The sequence below is a fragment of the Rhodococcus sp. NPDC057135 genome, assembly GCF_042670865.1.
Lineage (GTDB): Bacteria > Actinomycetota > Actinomycetes > Mycobacteriales > Mycobacteriaceae > Rhodococcus_F.
Window position 1 is genome coordinate 151,722 of the sequence record NZ_JBHUUU010000012.1, and the last position, 23,662, is coordinate 175,383.

Annotated in this window: 23 protein-coding genes; 11 read left to right on the forward strand and 12 right to left on the reverse strand. The window is 62.4% G+C overall.

Going from position 1 to position 23,662, the window contains the following annotated elements:
• Positions 1-210 precede the first annotated feature (210 nt).
• The 3 genes from ACFT1A_RS22465 to ACFT1A_RS22475 all read left to right on the forward strand — a co-directional run bounded on the left by ACFT1A_RS22465 (position 211) and on the right by ACFT1A_RS22475 (position 3,377).
• Positions 211-1,812, forward strand: coding sequence for an ABC-F family ATP-binding cassette domain-containing protein (locus ACFT1A_RS22465; RefSeq protein ID WP_378448824.1), 1,602 nt, complete (start codon positions 211-213; stop codon positions 1,810-1,812).
• A 113-nt stretch (positions 1,813-1,925) separates the two neighbouring features.
• Positions 1,926-2,465 carry a hypothetical protein gene (locus ACFT1A_RS22470; RefSeq protein ID WP_378448825.1) on the forward strand — a complete coding sequence of 180 codons (540 nt, stop codon included), beginning with the start codon at positions 1,926-1,928 and terminating at the stop codon, positions 2,463-2,465.
• Between the two features lie 141 nt (positions 2,466-2,606).
• On the forward strand, positions 2,607-3,377 hold the full coding sequence (locus ACFT1A_RS22475) for an alpha/beta fold hydrolase (RefSeq protein ID WP_378448877.1): 771 nt from the start codon (positions 2,607-2,609) through the stop codon (positions 3,375-3,377).
• A 19-nt stretch (positions 3,378-3,396) separates the two neighbouring features.
• Here the strand turns inward: ACFT1A_RS22475 and ACFT1A_RS22480 are convergent, their stop codons facing one another.
• Both ACFT1A_RS22480 and ACFT1A_RS22485 read right to left on the reverse strand, forming a co-directional pair.
• On the reverse strand, positions 3,397-5,460 hold the full coding sequence (locus ACFT1A_RS22480; RefSeq protein WP_378448826.1) for a heavy metal translocating P-type ATPase: 2,064 nt from the start codon (positions 5,458-5,460) through the stop codon (positions 3,397-3,399).
• Positions 5,461-5,572: 112 nt separating this feature from the next.
• Positions 5,573-6,223, reverse strand: coding sequence for a DUF305 domain-containing protein (locus ACFT1A_RS22485; RefSeq protein WP_378448827.1), 651 nt, complete (start codon positions 6,221-6,223; stop codon positions 5,573-5,575).
• A gap of 212 nt (positions 6,224-6,435) precedes the next feature.
• Here ACFT1A_RS22485 and ACFT1A_RS22490 point away from each other — a divergent pair, with 212 nt between their 5' ends.
• Positions 6,436-7,149, forward strand: coding sequence for a response regulator transcription factor (locus ACFT1A_RS22490; RefSeq protein WP_378448828.1), 714 nt, complete (start codon positions 6,436-6,438; stop codon positions 7,147-7,149).
• Entirely contained in the window at positions 7,146-8,252 is a 1,107-nt protein-coding gene (locus ACFT1A_RS22495) for a sensor histidine kinase (RefSeq protein ID WP_378448829.1), read from the forward strand. The genes ACFT1A_RS22490 and ACFT1A_RS22495 overlap by 4 nt, the downstream gene beginning before the upstream one ends.
• Here ACFT1A_RS22495 and ACFT1A_RS22500 read toward each other — a convergent pair.
• Positions 8,236-8,526, reverse strand: a complete 291-nt coding sequence (locus ACFT1A_RS22500; protein WP_054800678.1) for a YiaA/YiaB family inner membrane protein — start codon at positions 8,524-8,526, stop codon at positions 8,236-8,238. The genes ACFT1A_RS22495 and ACFT1A_RS22500 overlap by 17 nt on opposite strands.
• Positions 8,527-8,690: 164 nt before the next feature.
• Between ACFT1A_RS22500 and ACFT1A_RS22505 the strand changes: the two genes are divergently transcribed.
• Positions 8,691-9,899 carry a macrolide family glycosyltransferase gene (locus ACFT1A_RS22505; RefSeq protein ID WP_378448830.1) on the forward strand — a complete coding sequence of 403 codons (1,209 nt, stop codon included), beginning with the start codon at positions 8,691-8,693 and terminating at the stop codon, positions 9,897-9,899.
• 6 nt (positions 9,900-9,905) lie between these two features.
• Here the strand turns inward: ACFT1A_RS22505 and ACFT1A_RS22510 are convergent, their stop codons facing one another.
• Together ACFT1A_RS22510 and ACFT1A_RS22515 are read right to left on the reverse strand one after the other, a co-directional pair.
• On the reverse strand, positions 9,906-10,352 hold the full coding sequence (locus ACFT1A_RS22510; RefSeq protein ID WP_378448831.1) for a MarR family winged helix-turn-helix transcriptional regulator: 447 nt from the start codon (positions 10,350-10,352) through the stop codon (positions 9,906-9,908).
• Positions 10,353-10,407: 55 nt separating this feature from the next.
• Positions 10,408-11,814 carry a PLP-dependent aminotransferase family protein gene (locus tag ACFT1A_RS22515; RefSeq protein WP_378448832.1) on the reverse strand — a complete coding sequence of 469 codons (1,407 nt, stop codon included), beginning with the start codon at positions 11,812-11,814 and terminating at the stop codon, positions 10,408-10,410.
• Between the two features lie 137 nt (positions 11,815-11,951).
• On the opposite strand from ACFT1A_RS22515, the gene ACFT1A_RS22520 reads away from it, so the two are divergent.
• On the forward strand, positions 11,952-13,172 hold the full coding sequence (locus tag ACFT1A_RS22520) for a pyridoxal phosphate-dependent aminotransferase (protein WP_378448833.1): 1,221 nt from the start codon (positions 11,952-11,954) through the stop codon (positions 13,170-13,172).
• Between the two features lie 85 nt (positions 13,173-13,257).
• Here the strand turns inward: ACFT1A_RS22520 and purQ are convergent, their stop codons facing one another.
• Together purQ and purS are read right to left on the reverse strand one after the other, a co-directional pair.
• Entirely contained in the window at positions 13,258-13,935 is a 678-nt protein-coding gene (gene purQ / locus ACFT1A_RS22525) for a phosphoribosylformylglycinamidine synthase subunit PurQ (RefSeq protein ID WP_050655460.1), read from the reverse strand.
• Positions 13,932-14,171 (reverse strand): phosphoribosylformylglycinamidine synthase subunit PurS, encoded by a 240-nt coding sequence (purS, locus tag ACFT1A_RS22530; RefSeq protein WP_003945817.1) that lies wholly within the window; start codon positions 14,169-14,171, stop codon positions 13,932-13,934. Before purS ends, purQ begins: the two co-directional genes overlap by 4 nt.
• Positions 14,172-14,336: 165 nt before the next feature.
• On the opposite strand from purS, the gene ACFT1A_RS22535 reads away from it, so the two are divergent.
• Positions 14,337-14,984 (forward strand): MBL fold metallo-hydrolase, encoded by a 648-nt coding sequence (locus tag ACFT1A_RS22535; RefSeq protein WP_378448834.1) that lies wholly within the window; start codon positions 14,337-14,339, stop codon positions 14,982-14,984.
• 9 nt (positions 14,985-14,993) lie between these two features.
• On the opposite strand, the gene ACFT1A_RS22540 is transcribed toward ACFT1A_RS22535, so the two are convergent.
• The 4 genes from ACFT1A_RS22540 to ACFT1A_RS22555 form a co-directional block, all read right to left on the reverse strand.
• The gene (locus tag ACFT1A_RS22540; protein WP_378448835.1) at positions 14,994-16,355 is read right to left on the reverse strand and encodes an Ig-like domain-containing protein; all 1,362 of its coding nucleotides are present in this window, start codon (positions 16,353-16,355) and stop codon (positions 14,994-14,996) included.
• A gap of 227 nt (positions 16,356-16,582) precedes the next feature.
• Positions 16,583-17,287, reverse strand: a complete 705-nt coding sequence (locus ACFT1A_RS22545; protein ID WP_230814952.1) for a DUF2334 domain-containing protein — start codon at positions 17,285-17,287, stop codon at positions 16,583-16,585.
• Positions 17,288-17,389: 102 nt separating this feature from the next.
• The gene (locus ACFT1A_RS22550) at positions 17,390-17,887 is read right to left on the reverse strand and encodes a glutathione peroxidase (protein ID WP_003945816.1); all 498 of its coding nucleotides are present in this window, start codon (positions 17,885-17,887) and stop codon (positions 17,390-17,392) included.
• Positions 17,888-17,934: 47 nt separating this feature from the next.
• Positions 17,935-18,870 (reverse strand): ABC transporter substrate-binding protein, encoded by a 936-nt coding sequence (locus ACFT1A_RS22555; protein ID WP_378448836.1) that lies wholly within the window; start codon positions 18,868-18,870, stop codon positions 17,935-17,937.
• Positions 18,871-19,147: 277 nt separating this feature from the next.
• Between ACFT1A_RS22555 and ACFT1A_RS22560 the strand changes: the two genes are divergently transcribed.
• The 3 genes from ACFT1A_RS22560 to ACFT1A_RS22570 all read left to right on the forward strand — a co-directional run bounded on the left by ACFT1A_RS22560 (position 19,148) and on the right by ACFT1A_RS22570 (position 22,596).
• Positions 19,148-19,972 (forward strand): sucrase ferredoxin, encoded by an 825-nt coding sequence (locus ACFT1A_RS22560; protein WP_378448837.1) that lies wholly within the window; start codon positions 19,148-19,150, stop codon positions 19,970-19,972.
• 126 nt (positions 19,973-20,098) lie between these two features.
• Positions 20,099-21,376: an acyl-CoA dehydrogenase family protein gene (locus ACFT1A_RS22565; protein WP_378448838.1), complete on the forward strand. Its 1,278-nt coding sequence runs from the start codon at positions 20,099-20,101 to the stop codon at positions 21,374-21,376.
• The gene (locus ACFT1A_RS22570) at positions 21,373-22,596 is read left to right on the forward strand and encodes an acyl-CoA dehydrogenase family protein (RefSeq protein WP_378448839.1); all 1,224 of its coding nucleotides are present in this window, start codon (positions 21,373-21,375) and stop codon (positions 22,594-22,596) included. Before ACFT1A_RS22565 ends, ACFT1A_RS22570 begins: the two co-directional genes overlap by 4 nt.
• Before the next feature lie 49 nt (positions 22,597-22,645).
• Here the strand turns inward: ACFT1A_RS22570 and ACFT1A_RS22575 are convergent, their stop codons facing one another.
• Positions 22,646-23,569 carry a hypothetical protein gene (locus ACFT1A_RS22575; protein WP_378448840.1) on the reverse strand — a complete coding sequence of 308 codons (924 nt, stop codon included), beginning with the start codon at positions 23,567-23,569 and terminating at the stop codon, positions 22,646-22,648.
• Between the last annotated feature and the right edge of the window lie 93 nt (positions 23,570-23,662).

Sequence of the window (23,662 nt, forward strand, 5' to 3'; positions counted from 1 at the left end):
ATGCGGTTGACTATTGTCAAGATCACAAGGAATCGGGCCCGAATAACCCATTGCACCGCCAGGTCGGCCGCGTTAACCTGGAGGACGAATCATTCCCGACAGAACAGGAAACGGGCCGTTGCTCCTCTAGAGGTTCATTACGCGAAGGCACTCGCACCCATCAGCCGTTGCTGAGCCGGGCGCACAGTCCAAGCACCCTCTGGAGTACTCATGACCCATACCCATTCTTCTCTGTCGCTCTCGGATCTCACCTTCATCTGGCCGGACGGCGAATCAGTCTTTTCCCGCACCAATTTTGTATTCCCCAGTGGCCGTGTCGGTCTCGTGGGACTTAACGGGTCGGGAAAGTCAACTCTGCTGCGACTGATCGCGGGAGAGCTCTCACCGGAATCCGGATCCGTGACCGCTTCCGGCGAGGTCGGCTACCTCCGTCAGGACATCACACTCGATCCGAGTGTTCGAGTGGACGATATCCTCGGTATCCACGAACTACGAAACGCATTGCACCGCATCGAAACCGGAGACGGATCCGAGTCCGATTTTGCACTCGTGGACAACAATTGGGATATCGAGGAGAGCGCTCTCTCCACCTTGCATCGACTCGGCCTCGAGAAGGTGGTTCCGGATACCGCAGCATTGAGCCGAACTGTCGGTACCCTCTCCGGCGGAGAGACCGTCCTACTCGGCCTGACCGCAACGCTGCTGAAGAATCCACAGGTACTGCTCCTGGACGAGCCGACCAACAACCTGGACCGCGACGCTCGATCACGAGTTCATGCTGCAGTCCAACAGTTTCCGGGAACCGTGCTGATCGTCAGCCACGACCGGGAACTGCTCGACACCGCGGAGTACACGATCGAACTACGTCGGGGGGATCTACGCGTGTTCGGCGGCAACTACTCGCACTACCAGGAGGTCGTGACCGCTGAGCAGGAAAACGCACTCGCCACCGTTCGCGACGCCAAGGCCGATCTGGCGAAGCAGAGCCGCGAGCTGATCGACGCTCGAACAAAACTGGACCGACGTAAGCGCTATGGGCAGAAGATGTTCGAGAACAAGCGGGTGCCACTGATTATCGCGCAGGAACGAAAACGCCAAGCCCAAGTTTCGGCCGGAAAGCTGGCCCTCAACCATATCGGGAAGGTGGACGAGGCCAAGTCCGCCCTGTCGGAGGCAGAGGAACTCCTTCGAGACGATCGCGAGATCCGCCTGGACCTTCCTGCTACAGAGGTTCATCCGGGGCAGCAGGTTGCGCGGCTCGACGAGGTGACGTTGCGAAGCGGCCAAGGGGTATCGCTCCAGATCACCGGGCCGGAGCGGATTGCGCTACTGGGACGCAACGGAATCGGCAAGACAACGTTGCTCGATGCACTCACTGCGTCGGCTCCGTTCGTAGCCTCTCGTGCGCTCCCCCAACGTCTCGACGTGTTCGACGAGGATCTCTCGGTGGCAGACAACGTCGCTTTGGCCGCGCCACATGCAACAGCCGAGGAAATTCGTGGGCAGTTGGCACGGTTCCTTTTCCGGGGAACGGATTCCGACGTGTTGGCTTCTGCGCTCTCCGGCGGTGAACGATTGCGCGCGGCGTTAGCGACGATCCTTCTGGCCGAACCCGCGCCCCAGCTGCTTCTTCTCGACGAGCCGACCAACAACCTGGACCTACCGAGTCTCGCTCACCTCACGCAGGCACTTTCCGATTTCCGCGGTGCCATGGTGGTGGTAAGTCACGATCTGCCGTTCCTGCACGACATCGGCCTAACGCGGTGGATCAGCATGGACGAGACTGGTATTCGAGACATCGATCCCGAGTAGGCCGACGGTTGTCGCGGTGCACCCTTCCCGAGGGCGGGAATCAGCGCCGGCCGAGAAACGAATGTTTCCGACCGGCGCCAACGGTGCTTGATGGTCTGGCCTACCGTGGGGCGATGTACCTTCACCTCGACGCAACCGCTGCGCTGTCGCTCGCAGGTTGGGTTCGCGAAGAACCTACTCGATCGGCCTCTGCCCCAGTTCCGCAACCACTGGTCGGCGGTTGTGACCAACTCATCGTGTGGGCGAGTTCGTTCTCCGTACTTGCCAGTTCCGACGACCAGGTGTGGTTTCTCTCGGCGGAGAACTATGCCGGTGGAGTTGGCGTCAGCGATGAGGCGTTTCCTTGGAATGCGTTCCGGCACGAGAGCCTGGCGGTCGCTTCCGGGCCGGCTGAGCGCGCGGCGATCAACGCCTTCTGGTCCACTCACCTCCCCGTCCTGATGTCGGTACGCAATGGGTACGAGTACTTGGCGCTCGCACCGGGCGGTCAGGTTGTCCGTGGGGGAGAGCCGGAGTTCGAGGAGGTCACCATCGTCGCCGCTGATTTCGAGGCTCTGATTCGGGGCATAGCCGCAGGCGTCAGCACTTCAGACCCCTTCACCGATGCACTGCTTGGAACAGTGGGTACTGCCCCGCCGGGCAGTGACCGGTAGCTCTGAGGGAGCCGAGTTGATGGCCCGACTGTTCGTGAAAGTCCACGGCATCCGTCGAATGGGTCCGGACGACTACTCGAGTTCACGTGCGTAGTAACTGACACCCATACTGGACGGGTGTTGCACGACGTGAGAAACCCGGTGGACGGTGCGCGAATCGCCTATCAGATCGTGGGCGATGGCCCACCCCTGTTGATGGTGCACGGCACGGCGTTGTCGCGCTCCATCTGGCGTGGCTTCGGGTACGTCAAGGCACTCCAGGACCGGTACCGTCTGATCCTCGTCGACATGCGGGGTCACGGACGCAGCGACAAGCCGCACGACTCCGATTCGTATGCAATGGATCTGGTGGTCGCTGACCTTCTGGAAATCCTCGATACGGAGTCTCCGTTCGAACCGGCTCACGTCCTCGGATACTCCTTCGGCGGGCGTTCGGTGATGTCACTGGCCGTAGAGCACTCCGAACGGGTGCGGTCGTTGACGGTCGGGGGCGGTAGCAGCCGACCGATGACGGGTGCGTTCGACGCATTGTTCTTTCCCGGTTGCATCGACGCACTCGAAAGCGGCGGTATCGAAGGGTTCCTGTCCGGTTGGGGCGCTCGGCGCGGAAAACCGGTGGATCCCCAGACTGCGACCGCGTTTCGAATCAACGACGCACTAGCACTCGCGGCATACATGCGGCGAGCGGAGAAGGAGAAGGGCATCGACGACGCGGTGCTTCAACGGATCACCACGCCGACTTTGTTGTTCGTCGGATCGAGAGATCGCGAGCGCCTACCGGATACCGAACATCTCGCGTCGATGATTCCGGACAGTGCCTTGACCGTGATCGAGGGCGCTGATCATGCGAGCGCAGTCGCGGACTCCGAAGCTGTGCTGCGTGCGCTCATTCCGTTTCTGGGCCGTCAGTAGTCCGGCTAGCACCCGACCGCTACTGAGGTGTGAGCACTTTCGACTCGAGGGCGGTCACCGGGGGTTGCCGCAAGTCCAAGCGCCGCAGCAACTGCGCATTCGCGGCAACTACCACGGTGGACACCGACATCAGGATTGCTCCGACCTCCATCGGCAGCACGAACCCGACGGGCGCCAGCACTCCCGCAGCGAGGGGAACCGAGATCGCGTTGTATCCCGCTGCCCACCAGAGGTTCTGGACCATCTTCCGGTAGGTGGCGCGGGACAGCTCGATGACCGAGCTCACCGATCGTGGATCATCGCTGGCCAGAACAACTCCCGCCGACGCGATCGCCACGTCCGTTCCGGCACCGATCGCGATGCCCACATCCGCCTGGGCGAGCGCCGGCGCATCGTTGACCCCGTCACCGACCATCGCCACGCGGTGGCCCGCAGCCTGAAGCCGAGATACCTGCGCCCCCTTGTCCTGCGGAAGCACCTCGGCGAAGACCTCGTCGATCCCGAGCGTGCGGGCAACCGAATGTGCCACGGCCTCCGCGTCTCCGGTGACCATGGCCACGCGCACACCGCGAGCGTGGAGGGCGTCGACAGCCAATGCTGATTCCGGGCGAATCTCGTCGGCCAATGCCAATGCACCGATCACCTTCTCGTCACGCACCACGTGCAGAACCGTCGACCCGTCGCTGAGCCACTCTTCGGTCCCCGGGATCGGCGTGGCACCGACCGATCTCAACATCCCCGGTCCGCCGACGCCTACGCGCGCACCGTCGACGTCCGCCGCAACCCCGATCCCGTTGTGCGCCTGAAAGTCCGAACCCGCAGTGAATTCGAGTGACAACTCCCGCGCCGCTGCGACCACGGCTCGTCCGAGTGGATGTTCACTGTCGAATTCGACGGCAGCGGCAGCGCCGAGAACTTCGTCATCGGCATACCCGTCGACACCGCGCACACCGACCACTGCCGGCTCCCCCTTGGTGAGAGTGCCGGTCTTGTCGAAGAGAACGGTGTCTACGTTGCGCATCGCCTCGAGGGCCATGCGGTCCGTGATCAGAATCCCAGCCCGAGCCGCCCGTTCGGTCGCGATCGACACGACCAGTGGAATCGCCAGCCCGAGCGCGTGCGGGCAGGCGATCACCAGAACGGTGATCGTACGGGTCACTGCGCTTTCCGGTGTGCCCCAGATGCTCCAGGCAATCGCGGTCAACACTGCCGCGCCGAGTGCGTACCAGAACAGCAGGGCAGCGGCCTTGTCCGCCAACACCTGGGCACGACTCGACGAATTCTGTGCCTGCTCGACCAGGCGACGGATACCGGCGAGCGCGGTGTCTTCGCCCACCGCGGTGACTCGCAGCCGCAGCGCCGAGTCGGTGGCTACGGTGCCGGCCACCACCTGGTCACCGACAGTGCGCCGAACTGTCTTCGACTCGCCTGTGATCATGGATTCGTCCATGTCGGCACTGCCCTCGACCACCGTTCCGTCCGAGGGAACGCGGGCGCCGGGACGAACTATCACCAGGTCACCGGTGACCAGAGCTGCGGTGGGCACGGTTTCCACCGAATCACCCACCACCCGTTCCGCCTCGTCGGGCAGCAACGCGGCAAGCGAATCCAAGGCGCTCGAGGTCTGACTGAGCGAACGCATCTCGATCCAGTGGCCCAACAACATGATCACGATCAGAAGCGCGAGTTCCCACCAGAAATCGAGAGTGTGATCCACCCAGTGCAGACTCGCAGCCCACGAGGCGAAGAAGGCCACCGTGATCGCGAGCGCGATCAACAGCATCATTCCCGGTTGCCGAGAACGGATTTCGGACACGCCACCGGTGAGGAACGGCCTACCGCCCCAGAAGTACATCACCGTGCCGAGTACCGGTGAGATCCATTCCACCAGAGAGTTTTCCGGCAAGGTGTACCCGACAAGATCAGCGAACATCGCGTCTGCCGCAACAACCGGAACTGCGATGACCAGCATGACCGCGAACAATTTCCGGAACTGTGCGACGTGATCCCCGTGACCACCGTGTGCCCCATGCTCCATTTGGCCGCGGTCCATCTGGCCGTGGTCCATCTGACTGTGATCCATGTGGCGGTCATCCCCTCGCGTGTGATTGCAGCACAGCACCAGTCAAGCCATCAGCCTCGAACGTATGCCCAGGCAGTCACCCGAGCAAGGTCACGCGGCCAAGGTCTCCCGTTCAGCTGCCCTGCAACATCGCTTCCATCTGAGTGATTTCTGCCTGCTGACCAGCGATGATCGCTTCTGCCATCGCCTCCGCCGAGGGGTCGAGCCCGTTGTCGATTTCGGTCTGGGACATGGTGATGGCGCCCTTGTGGTGCTCGATCATCATCGTCAGCCACATCTTGTCGAACTCCGCGCCGCTGGCGTCGGTGAGAGCCGTCATGTCTTCGGCCGACATCATGCCCGGCATGTCGGCCATCCCGACGCCGTGACCCGCGTGCGCCGAATCATCCATTCCTTCCATCGAACTCGACGCAGGGTCGGGGCGTCCCCACTTCGTCAGCAGTTCGGTCATCTGAGCCATCTCCGGGCCTTGCGCTGCCTCTATCTGCGCTGCAAGAGAGAGAAGTTCGGCATTGTCGGTTCGGCCTTCCACCATCCGGGCCATGTCCAATGCCTGCGCGTGATGCGGGTACATCCCTTCGAGGAACTCGATGTCGGCTGCATTGACACCCTCCGGAATCGCCGACTGTGCTGCGACGCTGGTTGTTTCGGAAGAATGGGTGACACTCTCCCCGGAGTTGTCCGAACATCCGGCAATCAACAGTGCTGCCGCTGCCACCGCTGGAACGAACCGCGCGGCGCTCCGCTTGAACGTCGAAGACATGTTTTCCACTCCCAGAAATTGATTCGATATACATTGCCCCACAACTGTTTTGATCACTGTGGGCGCTACTGCACAATTGCCAGACTACCGGCGCGAGGCCGCCGAGAGGCCCGAGAACCGGCCCATACGATGTTCCTTCATCGAATCTTCACAGTCGAACGAAACCATCAGGCGGCGGCAACAAGGCGGCGCAGTCGACTAGCCTCGGACTGATGAGCGCCGAACTACGACCGAGCGAAGAGCCTGGGCGCGTACTCGTTGTCGACGACGAACCTGCGCTCGCGAAGGTTGTCTCCAACTACCTGAGCCGAGAGGGCTTCACTGTTCGGATCGCACACGACGGTCCGAGCGCGGTACGTGCGGTCCGCGAATTCGAGCCCGCACTGATCGTGCTCGACCTGATGCTCCCGGGCTTCGACGGTCTGGAAGTCTGCCGGCGGATCCGCACGTTTTCCGACGCGTACGTCCTGATGCTCTCCGCCCGCGGTGACGAGTCGGACAAGGTGACCGGGCTGGCGGCTGGCGCAGACGACTACGTGGTCAAACCCTTCGGCCCCCGCGAGTTGGTTGCGCGAGTGAAAGCACTGCTCAGACGGCCACGTGCGTCGAGCATGCTGCCGGAAGCGCTGCCGACGCCACCCGGTCTCGACATCGACGTCCTCGCCCGCACCGTGCATGTCGACAACCGCCCTGTCGATCTCACTCTCACCGAGTTCGCGTTGCTCTCCGCCCTCGCTACCCGACCCGACGCGGCCTGGAGTCGAGCAGACATCATCGCCTCGGTGTGGGGGTCGTCCTGGTTCGGGGACCAGCACATCGTCGACGTCCATGTCCGTGCATTACGCCGCAAACTCGGCGACGACGCGACCGATCCGCGGTTCATCAGAACCGTCAGGGGCGTCGGATACTCGTTGAGGTCGTCATGAACGGGGTCGTCATGAAGAAACTCGGGCTACGCGGAAAACTGCTGCTCGCGCAGCTTGTCGTCCTGTTCGTTTCCTGCCTCGCCATCGCCGCCGTTGCCATTGCCGTGGCTGCCCCGCTCTTTCACAACCACCTCATGATGGCCGGCATCGAAGACTCGAATGTCCGTACCCACACCGAAGAAGCGTTCGCTCAGACCATGACCATCGCACTGTTGTGCGGGATCGCGGTCGCATTGGTGGGTGCAGGCATCGCCGCGGTCTACATCGTCCGACGCATCACGGCCCCGATCACAACGCTGGCGGAGGCGGCGCAAAGCGTCGCCGACGGGAACTTCGACGTGACTATCGACAGGTCTGACGTGGATGCAGATTTCACGCGTCTCGAAACTGCATTCGCCGACATGGCTGCACGCCTTGATCATTCGGATCGGGTTCGCAAACGACTGCTTGCCGACCTCGCCCACGAACTGCGCACTCCGGTATCGACTTTGGCTGCGTACGTGGACGGCATCGAGGATGGCGTCCTACCCACGGACACCACTTCATGGTCGGTGATGCGTGACCAACTCGAAAGACTTCGTCGGCTCTCGTGTGATCTGGCGGACGTCTCCGCTGCCGACGAGCACGCACTCGAACTCGATCGACGGGCCGAGGATCTCGACGACATTGTCGCCAGCGCAACGGCAGCAGCGCGGCCACGATTTGTCGATCGTGGGGTCGAATTGACGACCGTCTTGCCTCCGCACACAATCACGGCCGAGGTCGATCGCCAACGAATCGAACAGATCCTCGCCAACCTTCTCGAGAACGCGTTGCGGCACACTCCCACCGGAGGTTCGGTGACGGTGACACTCGCGCGGGGAGAGGATCACCTCTCGGTGTCCGTCACCGACACCGGCGACGGAATTCCCTCAGACCAGCTCGAATCCGTCTTCGACCGTTTTCATCGTGGTGACCGATCCGACGGTTCGGGTTTGGGGCTCACGATTGCGCGCAGCCTCGCGCTCGCCCACGGCGGCGATCTGTCGGCACGCCGAAACGAGCAACCTCTCGGCAGCACGCTGATCCTGACCTTGCCGACAGGTTTCACGCTGCCGCTTTGAACGGATCGTGTTCGGCGATCAACTTCTCGAGTCGAGCCTCGTCCACCCGAACTCTGACCGTCGATGCCTCCTGCTGATCACGAATCACCTTGGCCAACGTGAACGTGCTGGTGACCAAGAACAGCAAGGACATTCCGAGAAATCCGCGTTGCCACGCATCGATCGGAAGATAGGCAATTCCGAGGAGGGTGCCGACAAAACTGACGGCAAAGGCGATTCCGGCCTGCAGGTAGAAGGCTGCAGTGGTCTTCGAAGGTGTTGTCGGTGCGCTCATGCTTCGAAGTCTGGCCTTTCGCCGCAACACTCGGATGCGTAGTCCTACTCGAGAGCCCACGGTACTTCCCCCGGCAAAAATCAGATGCCGTCGCCCATCGTGGTGGATAGTCTCGGTTCGGTAGACGGAGATGTTCGAGAACAGTCAGACGGCAGGAGTGATCGATGACCCGCAGACATATCGCCATGGTGAGCATTCCGGCACCGGGCCACGTCAATCCGAGCCTGGCGATCATCGCGCGTCTCGTCGCCGCCGGTCACCGCGTCACCTATGCCAACGACGAGTCGATGCGTGAGATCATCGAGGCGACCGGGGCCGAATTCGCACCGTACGTCTCCACGCTGCCCAGCCTCGCTCCTTCCCCTGACGGCGCCGAACCGGAGAAGAGCTGGGACGGGGATCTGATAGATCAGTTGACCCTGTTCCAGGACGATTACGAGTCGATGCTGCCGCAACTGCGCCGAATTTACGAAGACGATCGACCTGACCTCTTTCTTTACGACATCGCCGGCATTCCGGCACGAATACTGGCTCAGCAGTGGAACGTTCCCATCATCCAGTTGTCGCCGACGTACGTTGCCTGGGACGGTTACGAAGCCGACGCCGCACCGATGTACGACGAGATTCGTTCCGATCCGAGAGGCGTGGACCTGCTCGATCGGGAGGCCCGGTTCTTCCGCAGCGAAGGCGTCGAGGTCGATCCTCGTGAGTTCACCGGACGCCCACCGCGTGCGATCGTTCTGATCGCAGAATCCATGCAGCCCAACGCCGATCGAGTGAACCGCGACGTCTACACGTTTGTCGGCCCCGCACTCGAACCGAGCAGTCAACCCTGGGTGAACCCGGATCCGGAACGCAAGCTCTTGTTGATTTCGCTGGGTTCCGCCTTCACCGATCACCCGGATTTCTACCGCACCTGCGTCGAAGCTTTCGGCGAAATGGACGGCTGGCACGTCGTCCTCCAAATCGGAAAGCAGGTACAGATCTCAGATCTCGGATCTGTGCCCGAGACTGTCGAAATACACCGCTGGGTACCGCAGTTCGCGATTCTGCAGCAGGCCGACGCATTTGTGACCCACGCGGGTATGGGCGGATCCAGCGAGGGACTCGTCACCGGTACGCCCATGATCGCGGTGCCACAAGCCGTTGACCAGTTCGGCAACGCCGACTCACTTGTCGACGCCGGCGTCGCAGTACGCGTCGACGGCGCTACCGTCACGGCAGAAGAGCTTCGTGAGGCGCTGACGCGCGTGAGTTCGAGTGAGTTCCGCCGACGCAGCGCAGAGTTGGCAGAAGAACTCGCAGCGGCGGGCGGCGTATCCCGTGCAGTCGAGTTGATCGAAGCCGCCCTACCCGGCAGCGGGCCGAGATGATGAGTTCTACCAGTGCCAGGCGTCGCCGCCCACGTTCTTGATGGTTCGCTGCAGGACCGTGATGGTGGTGACGAATTCTTCTTCGCTGATTCCCTGCATCCGCTCCTCCTGCAACGTCTGCTGTACCCGCGCTGCACGATCGAACTGCTCCGAGCCGGCATCAGTTGGGCGAAGAACAGTCCCGTCTTCACGCGCCCACCCCAGTTCGAGGGCAGAGTCGACGGCGTCGTCGATGACGTCAGTTGATTCGTTCGGACCGATCGTCCGTAGGAGGACAGCTCGCTCGACCCCTTCCGGGTGCAGCGAAAGTTGGTGCAGGATCCACCATTGCGGCTGAGTCACACCGATTGCTTCGAGTGCCCCGCGCGTGCGTGCGCGAATCGCTTCGCCTGCACGCGCGGTCCAGAATCCGATCGGCTGATTCGCCGGTGGCTGCATTGGCTGTTTGGTCATGGACACGACGATAAAACCTCAATGGAAGTTCAGGTCAACCCCAAGGCGGTGAGTTCTACATATGTTGTGTGATTGCTCCACCGATGATGCGGGCGGCGTCGGGGAATTCGCCCGGGTTCGGACCGGCGTAGTTGAGCCGCAGGAACTTTCCGGTCGGTTCCGCCGGGAACCAATCGTCTCCGGCCCCGACGATCACGCCGGCCGACCGGCAGTCCTGCACGACGCGTTCGAGATTCGTGGTGTCCGGAAGCCGAAGCCAGAGGTTGAGTCCACCTTGCGGTACGGCGTCGAGGTGAGCGTCCGGCGCATGCTCGCGCAGACTCGACACGAGGAGGTCGCGTCTGGCCTCGAGTTGGTGACGAAGCCTGCGCAGGTGTGTTCGCCAGGCCGGTTGGGTAACGACGTCAAGGGCGACTGCCTGCAGCATTCCGCTGACGTACATCGAATCTGCTTGTGTATCAGCAAGAATCCGCTCGTACGCCGGGCCGCGAGCGATCAAGCCGGCAACTCGCACCGATGGGGACACACTCTTGGTCAGCGCACGGAGGTAGACAACGTGTCCGCTGTCGTCTCGAGCAGCAATAGGGCTGGGATCGGCGGTGATGCCGAAGTCGAGCGCCGAACTGTCCTCGATCAGGAAGGCGCCGTGCCGACGGACGGTCTCGAGCACCTTGTCAGCCAATGTCGGCGACCACAGCGCCCCCGTCGGACTCGCGAAACTCGGTTGTGCGTAGAACGCGCGGGCACCGGTCTGTTCGAATGCACGCGAAAGCTCCTCCGGATCAGGACCGTTGGCACCACTGGAGATCGGAATGACCGTGACACCGGCCTGGGCGGCAGCAAGGATCGCACCCCAGTACGTCGGCGATTCCATGAGCAACGGACGCCCCTCCCCCACGAGCGCACGGAAGGACGTCGCAAGTCCACCCTGACTGCCGGGAAGTACAACCACGTCGTTCGGCCCCGGCGGCGTGATCCCGGCAGGAGTGGCAGAACCCAATTCGGAGGCAAACCAGGATTGCAGTTCCGGAAGCCCGGCAGCGAGTGGCCGGTTGAAGACGGCGTCGGTTCGCGTCGCCCTGGTGAAGGCTGCACGAACCAGTCCTTCCGGCAACAGCTCTCGGGCCGGATAGCCGGAATGCAGCGCGATCACGTCGTTGGAGGTGGACTGCAGCGCAATAGGCAGTTGCAGCCGATAGTTCGGCGATCCGAGCGCCGCCGTCTGCCACCCGTAATCGTTGGGTCGCACGACGCGTGCGGCGCGTACGAAGGTCCCCACACCGGGACGAGCCTCCACAGCCCCCTGGGATACCAGTGTTCGCAGCGCCTTCTGCACAGTGACCGGACTCGCCCCGTGCGTGCTGACGAGCGACCGAGTGGACGGAAGTTTCGCACCTGGAGGAGCCGTCGCGATCCACTCGCGTAAAGCTGCGACTATCCGCGAACTGCTATCATTGGACATGTCGAATCATAGTAGCGCTACTCTCTCGCCAACGCTAGCGCTATCGCGAATTTATGTCCGTTTCCAGGCCGAACCGTAAGGCGCCCTTCTCGTCCGACACACCACTCGTCCACCGAACCGGAGAGGTACGTAACCGCGTGAACACACCCATCGATCAGGCCCGCAAGCTCGAGAATGTCAGGTACGACATCAGAGGGCGAATTCTCGACAAGACCGAAGAACTCGAGGATCAGGGACACACGATCCTGCGACTCAACGTCGGCAATCCGGCCCCCTTCGGGTTCGAAGCACCGGACGAGATCATGATGGCCATGATCCGTAATCTCCCTACCGCACAGGGATATTGCGATTCTCGCGGACTGTATTCGGCGCGCACTGCGGTGGTCCAGTACTACCAGACGCGGGGTATCACCGACGTCACCGTCGACGAGATCTACCTCGGAAACGGTGTCTCCGAACTGATCACCCTGACGATGCAGGCCCTCTGCAATCCAGAGGACGAGATCCTGATTCCCGCTCCCGACTATCCCTTGTGGACGGCTTCGGTGTCGCTTGCCGGCGGTACGCCGGTCCACTACCTCACCGACGAAAGCCAAGGCTGGGCACCGGACTTCGACGATCTGGAAGCTCGGATCTCTCCGCGCACCCGAGGGATTGTCGTCATCAATCCCAACAATCCGACGGGCGCCGTCTACTCGACGGAGGTGCTGCAACGCTTCGTGGACCTTGCGCGCAAACACGATCTGATGCTCTTCGCAGACGAAATCTACGAGAAGATCGTCTACGACGGCCGATCCATGACAAACCTTGCGACGATGACCGGGCGAGACGTCCTGTGTCTGACGTATTCGGGACTGTCCAAGGCCTACCGCGTCTGCGGATTCCGAGCCGGATGGCTGGCCATCACCGGACCACTCGAACGGGCGTCGAGCTTCATCGAAGGCATCAAACTGCTGGCCAACATGCGTATGTGTGCCAACGTGCCGGCGCAGCACGCCATCCAGACCGCACTCGGCGGACGCCAGTCCATCGAGGACCTGTTGCTTCCACAAGGCCGACTGACGGCCCAGCGCGATCTCGCGCACAGCACGCTCAACAGCATCGACGGGATCAGTTGCCAGCAGGCCGACGGGGCGCTGTACCTGTTCCCGAAGCTCGACGTCGACAAGTTCGGCATCGTCGACGACGAGAGATTCGTTCTCGATCTACTGGAATCGGAGAAGATTCTTGTCAGTCACGGCCGCGCGTTCAATTGGATCGAGCCTGATCACTTCCGACTGGTGACTCTGCCGAACACCGACGATCTGTCGATCGCCCTCGAGCGCCTCGGTAACTTCCTCAGTTCCTACAGCCAGTAATCCCCGGGCACCGGGACACCTCCACAAACGACTGAACGCCGACCGGATTTCCGGTCGGCGTTCAGTGGTGAAAATCAGCAGGCGATCAGGCAGTGACGATCGCGTCGAGTGCCGAGTAGAACAAGCCGAGTCCGTCGTCACTAGGGCCGGTGAGAGCCTCGGTGGCGTGCTCGGGGTGCGGCATCAGACCAACGACGCGGCCATTGGCCGAGGAGATACCGGCGATACGACGCTGCGAGCCGTTGGGGTTCTCCTCCGAGTAACGGAAGACGACGCGGCCTTCACCTTCGAGTTCGTCGAGAACCTTCTCGGACGCCTGGAAGCGGCCTTCACCCGACTTGAGCGGGATGAGGATCTGGGCACCGGCCTCGTAGCGTGAGGACCACGCCGTGTTGTTGGCTTCGACCGTCAACCACTCGTCGCGGCAGATGAAGTGCAGACCCTGGTTACGGGTCAGGGCACCGGGGAGCAGACCGGCTTCGCAGAGGATCTGGAAACCGTTGCAGATGCCGAGGACCGGCATGCCGCCCTTGGCTGCTTCGACGACCTTGCCCATCGCGGGAGCAAACCGGGCGATTGCGCCGCAGCGAAGGTAGTCGCCGTAGGAGAATCCTCCGGGGACGACGACTGCGTCGACACCCTTGAGGTCTGCATCGCCGTGCCAGAGTTCAACAGCTTCACCGCCGGCCAGGTTGACGGCCCGAGCAGCGTCGATGTCGTCGAGCGTGCCCGGGAACGTGATAACCCCGATACGTGCGCTCATGCCTCGACTCGCCTGACGGTCCAATCCTCGATCACCGTGTTGGCCAGCAGGCCTTCGGCGATCTTCTCGAGTTCGGCGTCTTCGACACTGCCGTCGATCTCCAACTCGAACCGCTTGCCCTGACGGACATCGGATACTCCTGCAAAGCCCAGGCGAGACAGTGCCCCGACAATTGCCTGTCCCTGGGGGTCGAGAATCTCGGCCTTGGGCATGACTTCGACGACGACACGGGCCACGTGCTGCTCCTCGGTACTAGTGCGCGAACCCGGAGTGAAACGCTCGGGTGATGGCCAGTTTACCGGGCGCACCCGAGATGGTTCGCATCGAGTGATCGGGGCGTGACGGCCAACACCTGTCGGACTCGCCTGCGGGCCCTTCCGCGTCGGCGCATACTCGAAATCATGCGACTGACACATTTTGGCCATTCCTGTGTGCTCGTGGAGTTGAACGGCTCGAAGATCCTCTTCGATCCCGGCAACTTCTCGCACGGATTCGAAGGCATCACCGGCCTCGACGCCATCCTCGTGACACATCAACACCCTGATCATGCCGACCCGGCTCGCCTGCCCGAACTGGCCGAAGCGAACCCCGACGCCGTGCTCTACAGCGATCCGCAGACGGCTGAAAAGCTCGGTGGGCGCTGGACCGGAGTCCGGCCCGGCGACCGGTTCAGCATCGGCGACGTCGAAGTGACCGGAACCGGCGGTGAGCACGCGATCATCCATCCGGACCTACCGATGATCGACAACACCGCGTTCCTCCTCGGCGACGCGACCAACCCGGCGCAGTTCATGCATCCCGGCGATTCCCTCTTCGTTCCCGAACAGACGGTCGACGTTCTTGCTCTTCCTGCCGCCGCGCCGTGGCTCAAGATTTCCGAGGCCATCGACTACCTCCGCGCGGTGGCGCCACGTGTCGCGGTTCCCATCCATCAAGCGATCATCCGCGACGAGGCCACCGGAATTTTCTACGGCCGCTACTCGGAAATGGCTGCCGAGGGCACGGAGTTCCGCGTCCTCGACGAGGAGTCGAGCGTCGAGGTCGCCTGATTCAAGCCTTCATGCACTCACATCGACGACGATCCAGCCGGTGCTCGTCCCACCGGCTGCGTCGGTGAGTGTGTAGCGGATCCGGTCGACGCCCGTCTTCGTCCCCGCTGTGTACACAACTTTGCCGCCGTCGAGTTTCACGGTGCCGCCGAGAAGTGAGGTCGCCTCGACACCGGCCACCTTGATCGAATCTCCGTTGCTGTCATGATCATTCGCGACAGCGTCGACAGTGGCTGTGCCACCTGAACTGACCCGCTCGGTGTCGAGTGCGGCGTACGGCGGGATCGGGGTTGCCGTGTACCGACCGATGTCGTCGAGTCGAGCCGAGGCAACGTCCGCGGCATCGACGATGGCTGCGAATTCGGTGCCGTCGAAGCGCGAGAGGTCGTTGCCGTTCATGATGGTTCGGCCCTCGGCACCACCGCCGTGATAGTCGTCGGCATAGAAGTTGTGACCTAGCTCGTGACGAAGGACGCGGCTGAAGTTGCCATCGGGCTCGGCACCGACATTCGCGTAGCTCTGATCTTGCTCGAACTTCGAGTAGTAGGCGTTTCCCCCACCGGATTTGCACACCACGGTCGCCTGATCGACGCTCGTCCCGACTTGATCGGACCACAGTTCTTCCAACTGCTCGAGGTTTTCACAACTGCTCGAGTAGGGGTCGCTGACGGCATCTGCTCGAAGGACGACGCGACCGAGGGTCGGCCGAATTCCGACGTCTCTGATCCAGATCGCAGCGGTTCTGGCCATGGATTCCTCAGCCCGATCCAACGCGACGGCGGGACTGCCTTCGCCGTGCGCGGAGTACCACTCACCGCTCAGGTCCAACCCCACCACGAACTGCTTCACGGTCGCGCCGACGCTTGCTGCCGAAGCCGGCGCGATCGAGGTGGTCGGCCACTGAGGCTTCGCATCGGTCGGCGCGGTGCTGCGACCGACTACCTCGGATCCGACGAACTCGATCGAAGCACCACGATCAAAAATCACCTGCCCGCGCAGTGTTCCGGCCGAGTCGACGATGGCCGAGACTATTGCGTCCGGATGCCCTTCCACACTGCCGATGTACGAACGGGGCGCCGGGACCGCCACATCCGAAAGCTCGCCGCCGCTTTCTTGTACGGCCATCGAGAAGTCTGATCCCCGCAGATTCATCTTGCGAAGCCGCAGTGTGAGCTGCTCACCTTCATCGTCGACGGTTGCGGTGCGGACGCCATCGCTCGATCCACCGTCGATACTGCCCGCCGGCTGCGTGTGAACCGCGCCGGCCGGGGCGGCAGACGCGAGTGCCGGGACGAACGCAGCACAGACAACGGCGCCTACAGCCACCGCAACAAGACCCTCGGCCGACTTGGAGAACACTCTTGCGCGCATGGTGAAATCTCAACCTCGTCTACTAGCGGCATATTAACTGCACGCACTCTAGCAGCGAGAAAGTCGGCCGGCTCCACTCTCGACGTCAGCGTCCGATATATCCGAATTGGACCCTCGATCAACCCGTACCAGCCAAGAACCGCAGAAATGGGAAGAGTGTGCCTGCTCGGACAACCTGGACAGACGACGACGCCTCGCAGCTATCAAATAGTTGCCAACGGCCGAATTCAGGCAGCGCCGAGTTCCTGAGACGGGGAGTTCCACCGATACACCTGCGAGGTGGCTTCGTGAAAAAGAGCAAGGTCGACGGCGTCGAGAACTGCCTGGCGCGGTCCCTCGTTTCCCAACTGCTTGGCGGTGATCGACAACCTGACCAGTCCCCCACGCTTGGCTGCGCGCCCGGCTCCGAGAACCAACGCACGACACCACCACGGTTCGGCCTTGAAGCCCTCGCCGATACCGAAAACCCGTCCCCGCTGCAAGGTTCCACGGGTCAGGTCGTGCACGGCACCGAGGCCTGCCATCGTCCGAAAGCCGGTCTCCGGCAACACCGACATGGCACCGGGCGACGCCACCCAGCGCGGCGGTGCGAACACCCGGGTCCTGAGACCTGCCTGTTCGAGGACCCGATCCGCAGCGAGTAGTCGCAGTTTTGCTTCGTGCTTGGACAGAGTCGCGAACTCCGCCCGACGACGCTTGGTCGCGGCCTGGTCGTAACCGTGCAGAACGATGGCATCGCCGTGCTCACGACGCTCACGCAGCCAGGCCGTCGTCACCGCGTCGTCGGCAAGTCGATATTTGTCCTTGAGTCGCGGCGCCACCAGGAGCGACAAACGGACACCTCGAGCGTCCATCTCGTCAGCGAATCCGGCAGCGAGATAACATGTCTCGTCTCTGATTCCGGATACCGACACGATCAGTTCTGCGGACATACTCCGATAGTGGCAGCTGTGGGTGAACAGCACACTGCCGCCGGATGATCATCCGGCGGCAGTTTCCAGCAACGAGCCTCTAGTTCTCAGGAAGCGCAGCTACTAATTCTTGGGAAGCGCAGCTTCGATCGCGGCGACGACCTCGGGTGCGTCAGGCTCGGTCCGCGGACGGAATCGGTTGACGACGGTGCCGTCCGGTCCGATCAGGAACTTCTCGAAGTTCCACTGAATGTCGCCCGCAGCGCCTTCGGCGTCGGCGGCCTTGGTGAGTTCGGCGTACAGCGGATGCTGGTTTTCGCCGTTCACCTCGATCTTCTCCAGAAGCGGGAACGTGACGCCGTAGGTGGTGGAGCAGAACGTCTCGATCTCTTCTGCGGTGCCCGGTTCCTGGCCCATGAACTGATTGCACGGGATACCGATCACGGTCAGGCCGCGGTCCGCGTATTCACTGGCCAGCTTCTCGAGAGCCGAGTACTGCGGGGTCAGTCCACACTTGGATGCGACGTTGACCACGAGCACGGCACGGCCGTCGTATTCACCCAACGAGGTGGGCACGCCACCGAGAGTGTTGATCGCGATGTTCTGTACTGGAGTTGTCATAGGTTCCAACTTAGCGACTCTCTCGCGCACTGCTCCTTCGCGCACTGCTAATTCGACGCTCCGAGAATGCGATCGAGGTCGTCCAGAACGGTGAGACCGCCGAGCGGTCCGACGCCGGTGATCCAGTACGACATGTCCACCAGATGTGGGTTCGGGAAGAATCCGGCGTTGTCCGCCACGGCCTTCGGCATCGTCCCGGTATCGGCCGGATTCACGGACGTGACCAGGATGAGATCGGCGCTGGATCCGGCGACGAATTCCGGGGAGAGGTCGACCGAGATCGAGTTCTCCCAGTCGCGGGCGGGAATGGTGAGCCCTGCGCATTCGAGTGTGCTTCCGGCAAACGACGTGGGTCCGTACAGCGTCAGAACGTCGTCGCGTGGGCGGATGAGCTGAGCGGTCTTGCCCTCGGTGCTGTGCTTGCTCGCCACTTCCTCGCAGCGCGCCGTGTAGTCACCGAGCAGCTCGCCCGCCTGATCGGTCTTGTTCAACGCTTCTGCGACGAACTGGACGTTGTCCTGCCACGGATCGGTCTGAGTTGCCATGTAGACGGTCGGCGCGATGGCAGCGAGCTGCTCGTACAGATCCCCGTGCCGTGTTTCCGTTCCGATGATCAGATCCGGGCTCAGCGCGACGATCTTCTCGAGGTTCGGTGCAGCGACGGTTCCGACCATCTCGATCTCCGCCGCCTTCTCACCGAGGTACGCCGGAACGCCCGTCGTCTCGTTGAGTACCGCGGTGCCCACGGGAATCACGCCCAGCGCTACCGACGTGTCGAGCTGAACCGGCTCGAGCACGACAACTCTCTGCGGATCCATCGGCACGTCAGTGGTTCCGCGGGCGTGGGCGACCGCGTGCACGGCGTCGGGCTGCATCCCAGGGTCATAGAGGTCGTCACCGCCACAAGCAGTGGTCGTTGCCACCATGGCGGCGAGGACAAAACCACCCAGCACGTACCTCGTACGCGAGTTACTGCGCTTCATTCACACGCTCCTGTCACCGACTGCTTCCGAACGTCACAGCCACGCGCATTCACCACGGCTGAGCAAAGGATTCACCATCCAATAGTCTGGTGAGCCTAACCTACGAACCTGGAGCCTTTTCGTGTCTTCCCTCCCCTGCCACAGCGACGGTGTCGTGGGGAAGGCACCTATGCAGTGCCTTTCGGAATTTTTCGCCAATCCTCAAACCAGTCGACGCCTTCACGCCTGTACACGGCAGTCGTCGACTGCCGGCGAACCTATGGTTGGTCGCGCCGGCATGACACATCTGTGGGTGTTGATCGAGCACCCCGGGCCCTGGCCGGCGTCCGCCCCGGACGACGTTCTGCCAGACGCGCTCACCGAAAAAATCTACGCAGCGCAGGGTCGTATCCGCGTTGTTCTGATCCGGCGTCCCCGCAACCGCCAGGTCCTCACCCCGACGTGCGTTCTCGCGTGGACGGACGGCACGCGCCACTGGATGAGGGAAGGGTCGGTGGACCGATATGAGGACCTGTCGGCACTACCGTTCAAATCGATGGCCACCGGAGTGGAGCCCGCCTTCGGCCGCTCCCGCACGGAACCGCTCTTCGGAGTCTGCACCCACGGGAAGAAGGACGTGTGCTGCGCCGAACTCGGCCGTCCGGTTGTAGCGGCACTGGACGCGGCCCAGATCGCGGACGTGTGGGAGTGCAGTCACATCGGCGGAGATCGTTTCGCCGCCAACATGATTGCGTGGCCCGCCGCAATCTACTTCAGCCGACTGGACGGCAACTCTGCGATGGATGCAGCCGAGAAGTACCTGAACGGAGAACTGTCCCTGACGCACCTGCGCGGCCGGGCAGCGCTGTCGCAGACCGCTCAGGCCGCCGAGCACGCTGTCCGGCGCGCCACCGACATTGTCGCTTCGGACGCACTCGAGAGTGTCACCGAGAGGGTCGACGGAGTACGCACGACTGTCGATCTCCGGTTGGGAGCGAGAGACTTTCGCGTGGTCGTACGCCCCGGCCCTCCAGGGCAACCGTTCCGACATGATTGTGGTTCCGGAGGCACTGTCGAATGGAACGGATGGATCGTCGAGCACCTTCACGAGCAATCGCACTGACCACGCAGTTTCCGGTACGACTGCCCGGCAGGCCATCGAACCGAGATTTGCGCTGACTGACAACACTTCGAATCAGGTCGCGATGAAGGATCGACGCCCCTGGTGATTACAGCTTGCATTCTTCCCATGACCACCGCACTGACGCCGAATGCCGTACCCCGGTCTGCAGATCCGATCAAGAGTGAGGTCGACTACGAAACACTGGCAGAGAAATTCCGTCCGATCTTCGCGGACATCGCACAATCCGTCGTCGAACGCGAACGCGACCATGTGCTTCCGTTCCAACAGATCGACGCACTCAAGAAGGCAGGCTTCGGCGCCGTTCGGGTGCCGACCACGCACGGGGGATCCGGCGCGAGCATCCCACAATTGATCCGTTTGTTGGTCGAGTTGTCGAGCGCCGATTCCAACATCACCCAGGCATTGCGCGGTCATTTCGCGTTTGTCGAAGACCGACTGGTCGCCGACCCCGGACCTGAACGTGATACCTGGCTCCGACGCTTTGCCGAGGGACAGTTGGTCGGCAACGCGTGGACCGAAATCGGCGATGTTGCATTGGGCGAAGCCAACACCAAGGTCTCGCCGGCACCGGATGCCGATCATTTCCTGGCGAACGGGGCCAAGTTCTACAGCACAGGTTCGATCTTCGCCGACTGGATCGACCTGTACTCGCAGCGCACCGACACTGGTGCATTCGTGATTGCCGCGGTCGAGGCGAGGCAACCCGGTGTCACGCACAGCGACGACTGGAACGGCTTCGGCCAGCAAACGACGGGATCCGGCTCGTCCATCTACGAGAATGCGATTGTCCAGCCGGAGAACATCTTCGACTTCTCGACGCGATTCAAATACCAGACCGCGTTCTACCAACTGTTCCATCTCGCCACTCTCGCCGGCATCGCCAAGGCTGCGACAACCGAGATTTCTCGCCGAGTTGCCGCTCGCACTCGCACCTTCAGCCACGGCAACGCTCCACGGTATGCGCAAGATTCACAGATCCAGCAAGTGGTCGGTGAAGTGTCCTCTGCCGCCTTTGCAGCCGAGGCCGTTGCACTGCACGCCGCGCAGTCGTCCCAATGGGCTTACGAAGCCGCGTTCTCCGGCTCGCCGGAGGAAGAGAAGGCCGCCAACATCGCGGCCGAAATCGATTCAGGGCGAGGCCAGGTCGCCTCGATCGGACTGGTCGTACCGGCCACGGCCAAGATCTTCGACGCACTCGGTGCTTCCGGAGTGAGCCGCGACCTCGATCTCGATCGGTTCTGGCGCAACGCCCGCACCGTGGCCAGTCACAACCCGGTCGTCTTCAAATCCAAAGTTGTCGGCGACTACGAAATCAACGGAACCGAACCGATTTACGTGTGGGCCATCGGGACTGCACCGACAGAAAAGGATGTACAGGCATGACCGTGACCAGTGAAACCGAAGTCTTCGTCGGCATTCCCGACACATCCGAGGGCTGGATCGACCGGGCTCGCGAGGTGAGCAACATCCTCGCCGTCGACGCACTCGCGCGTGATCGAGCCGGTGAACCGCCGTTCCGAGAAGTTCAGCTACTCAAGGACAGTGGTCTGGTGACGCTGCTGAGTCCGGTCGAGTTCGGCGGCGGCGGGCAGCGATGGGAGACCGCGTACCAGGTGGTTCGGGAGATCGCCCGTGCCGACGGCTCCATCGGACAACTGCTCGGGTACCACTACCTGTGGGCCTGGGCGGCCAGATTGGTCGGAACCGATCCGCAGATCTCCGCTGTCGAGGAGCTGTACACGAGCAACCGATTCTTCTTCGGCGGCGCGGTGAATCCTCGAGACACCGACCTCACCGTCGTGGACCGCGGAGACAGCCTGGTGTTCAACGGCGTCAAATCGTTCTCCACCGGCGGCCGCGTCACGGACCTCACCGTGTTGGAAGGAATCATCGACGGAACGGCGACGCATGTGTTCGCGATCGTGCCGACTGCTCAGGACGGCATAGTCTTCCGCGGAGACTGGGACAACCTCGGGCAGCGCCTCACCGATTCGGGCAGCGTCGAGATCAACGACGTCGAGGTCGACTGGGCTAGCGCGGCAGGCTTTGTCGACAAGGAATTCCAACCCCTCGTCTACAACACCCTGAACTTCCCGGCAATCGAGATCGTGTTCGCGAACTTCTACCTCGGGATCGCCCGTGGCGCACTGGACACTGCGGCCGAGTACACCCGAACCCGTACGCGTCCATGGCCGTACGGCGGTGACAACCGCGAAATCGCAACCGACGAGTGGTACCTCCGTGAGGGCTACGGCGACTTGCAATCGAAGCTGTGGGCAGCGGAGGCCTTCGTGGATCAGGTCAGCCGTGAGGCCGACGCGGTGCTCCACGCCGCTCGCGAAAACCTCACCGAGCAGGCTCGCGGCGACCTCGCCGTACGTATCGCGGCCGCCAAACTCCGCGCCGCCGACGTGTCCTTGGAGATCAGCAACAAGATCTTCGAACTGACCGGCGCCAGAGCCACTTCCAACGACGTCGGCCTGGACATCTACTGGCGCAACATCCGGACGCACACCCTTCACGATCCACTCGCGTACAAGCGACGTGAAGTCGGTAGCCAATATCTGACCGGCGAGATTCCCGAACCCACCTGGTACACATAGCAGCGCGTTGTGCCCGGCCGTTTCCGTCGACGGCCGGGCATTTCGCTGCTCACACCACACGCCACAGACGTACTACACCTGACGGCCAGTCGTAACTCACGCACGACCCGTTGAGCCCGCCGACCAGGAAGGTGTCGGTCCCCAACTCGTCTGGAGCTTCGATTTTCGTCCAGGAACCGAGATCCGCTGTGTCGGAAGCAAAGATCCGCAACTCCTCGTCGCCGACGCACGTAACCAGTCCGTCCTCGGTGCCGATCACCCACTGGAACGGCTCGAATTCGTCCACGCTGGAATCTATCTCGTCGGAGGAGATCGAGATCGGTTCCGAGGCCAGCGCCGAACGCACGCGCATGACGTTCATCTCGTGTGTCAGTGTCACGATCGAATTGTCGTGCCCGACATCGAGAACTACCTCTTCGTCGTACACGAGCGGATTCGGTTGTTCACCAAGACGGCTCGGGTCAACCCAGTAGACCGCACAACCGTCCTGCCCGGCCCCCATGGACAGGCCGAGATACCCGCTGCGAGAGCGGGAAACATGTGACCCTCCGGCAGTCAGTCCGGTAAGTTCGACGGTTTCGACCACGATTCCTTCGCGGACCAAACACCAACGATCGCTGTCCTCGCCCGGCTGGGTGAACGCGAAAGTCTCGGTGGCCGAATCCCAGTACGCCGAACCCGTGCCCCACTCCGGCCACCCGTCGTGGCGGAACTCCCACACGATCGATCCGTTCGGCGAACGCAACTGCGCTCGGTCTCGAAGGCTCACTGCGACGTAGTCGAGCGCATCCGAGACCGACGACGACCCGCACCCTTCGAACTCGGCGGTGAAGAGTGTTCGATCGAATGCAGCGTCGACCACCGCTACCTTGCCGGGAAACGATACGCACCACCCGGCCGCGTGGGAGGTGACCGTCGTCCGCTCGGGCATCACGAACGCCGAGCCCACCGGTTCCAGGAATGCATTCGACATGGTGCGCAGCCTACAAATTGCGCAGCCTACAAATACCGACAACAGAAAGAGACCGTCGCACGGTTGGTGCGGCGGTCTCTTTCATCGTTACGA

Bases quoted from the DNA above. Each gene is read 5' to 3' on its own strand.
- ACFT1A_RS22500 (WP_054800678.1), bottom strand. From the start codon at position 8,526: ATGAGCGCACCGACAACACCTTCGAAGACCACTGCAGCCTTCTACCTG.
- ACFT1A_RS22560 (WP_378448837.1), top strand. From the start codon at position 19,148: ATGACACATCTGTGGGTGTTGATCGAGCACCCCGGGCCCTGGCCGGCG.
- ACFT1A_RS22555 (WP_378448836.1), bottom strand. From the start codon at position 18,870: ATGAAGCGCAGTAACTCGCGTACGAGGTACGTGCTGGGTGGTTTTGTC.
- ACFT1A_RS22510 (WP_378448831.1), bottom strand. From the start codon at position 10,352: ATGACCAAACAGCCAATGCAGCCACCGGCGAATCAGCCGATCGGATTC.
- ACFT1A_RS22485 (WP_378448827.1), bottom strand. From the start codon at position 6,223: ATGTCTTCGACGTTCAAGCGGAGCGCCGCGCGGTTCGTTCCAGCGGTG.
- ACFT1A_RS22470 (WP_378448825.1), top strand. From the start codon at position 1,926: ATGTACCTTCACCTCGACGCAACCGCTGCGCTGTCGCTCGCAGGTTGG.
- ACFT1A_RS22535 (WP_378448834.1), top strand. From the start codon at position 14,337: ATGCGACTGACACATTTTGGCCATTCCTGTGTGCTCGTGGAGTTGAAC.
- ACFT1A_RS22545 (WP_230814952.1), bottom strand. From the start codon at position 17,287: ATGTCCGCAGAACTGATCGTGTCGGTATCCGGAATCAGAGACGAGACA.
- ACFT1A_RS22480 (WP_378448826.1), bottom strand. From the start codon at position 5,460: ATGGATCACAGTCAGATGGACCACGGCCAGATGGACCGCGGCCAAATG.
- ACFT1A_RS22495 (WP_378448829.1), top strand. From the start codon at position 7,146: ATGAACGGGGTCGTCATGAAGAAACTCGGGCTACGCGGAAAACTGCTG.
- ACFT1A_RS22550 (WP_003945816.1), bottom strand. From the start codon at position 17,887: ATGACAACTCCAGTACAGAACATCGCGATCAACACTCTCGGTGGCGTG.
- ACFT1A_RS22515 (WP_378448832.1), bottom strand. From the start codon at position 11,814: ATGTCCAATGATAGCAGTTCGCGGATAGTCGCAGCTTTACGCGAGTGG.
- ACFT1A_RS22565 (WP_378448838.1), top strand. From the start codon at position 20,099: ATGACCACCGCACTGACGCCGAATGCCGTACCCCGGTCTGCAGATCCG.
- purQ (WP_050655460.1), bottom strand. From the start codon at position 13,935: ATGAGCGCACGTATCGGGGTTATCACGTTCCCGGGCACGCTCGACGAC.
- ACFT1A_RS22575 (WP_378448840.1), bottom strand. From the start codon at position 23,569: ATGTCGAATGCATTCCTGGAACCGGTGGGCTCGGCGTTCGTGATGCCC.
- ACFT1A_RS22505 (WP_378448830.1), top strand. From the start codon at position 8,691: ATGACCCGCAGACATATCGCCATGGTGAGCATTCCGGCACCGGGCCAC.
- ACFT1A_RS22490 (WP_378448828.1), top strand. From the start codon at position 6,436: ATGAGCGCCGAACTACGACCGAGCGAAGAGCCTGGGCGCGTACTCGTT.
- ACFT1A_RS22570 (WP_378448839.1), top strand. From the start codon at position 21,373: ATGACCGTGACCAGTGAAACCGAAGTCTTCGTCGGCATTCCCGACACA.
- ACFT1A_RS22465 (WP_378448824.1), top strand. From the start codon at position 211: ATGACCCATACCCATTCTTCTCTGTCGCTCTCGGATCTCACCTTCATC.
- ACFT1A_RS22540 (WP_378448835.1), bottom strand. From the start codon at position 16,355: ATGCGCGCAAGAGTGTTCTCCAAGTCGGCCGAGGGTCTTGTTGCGGTG.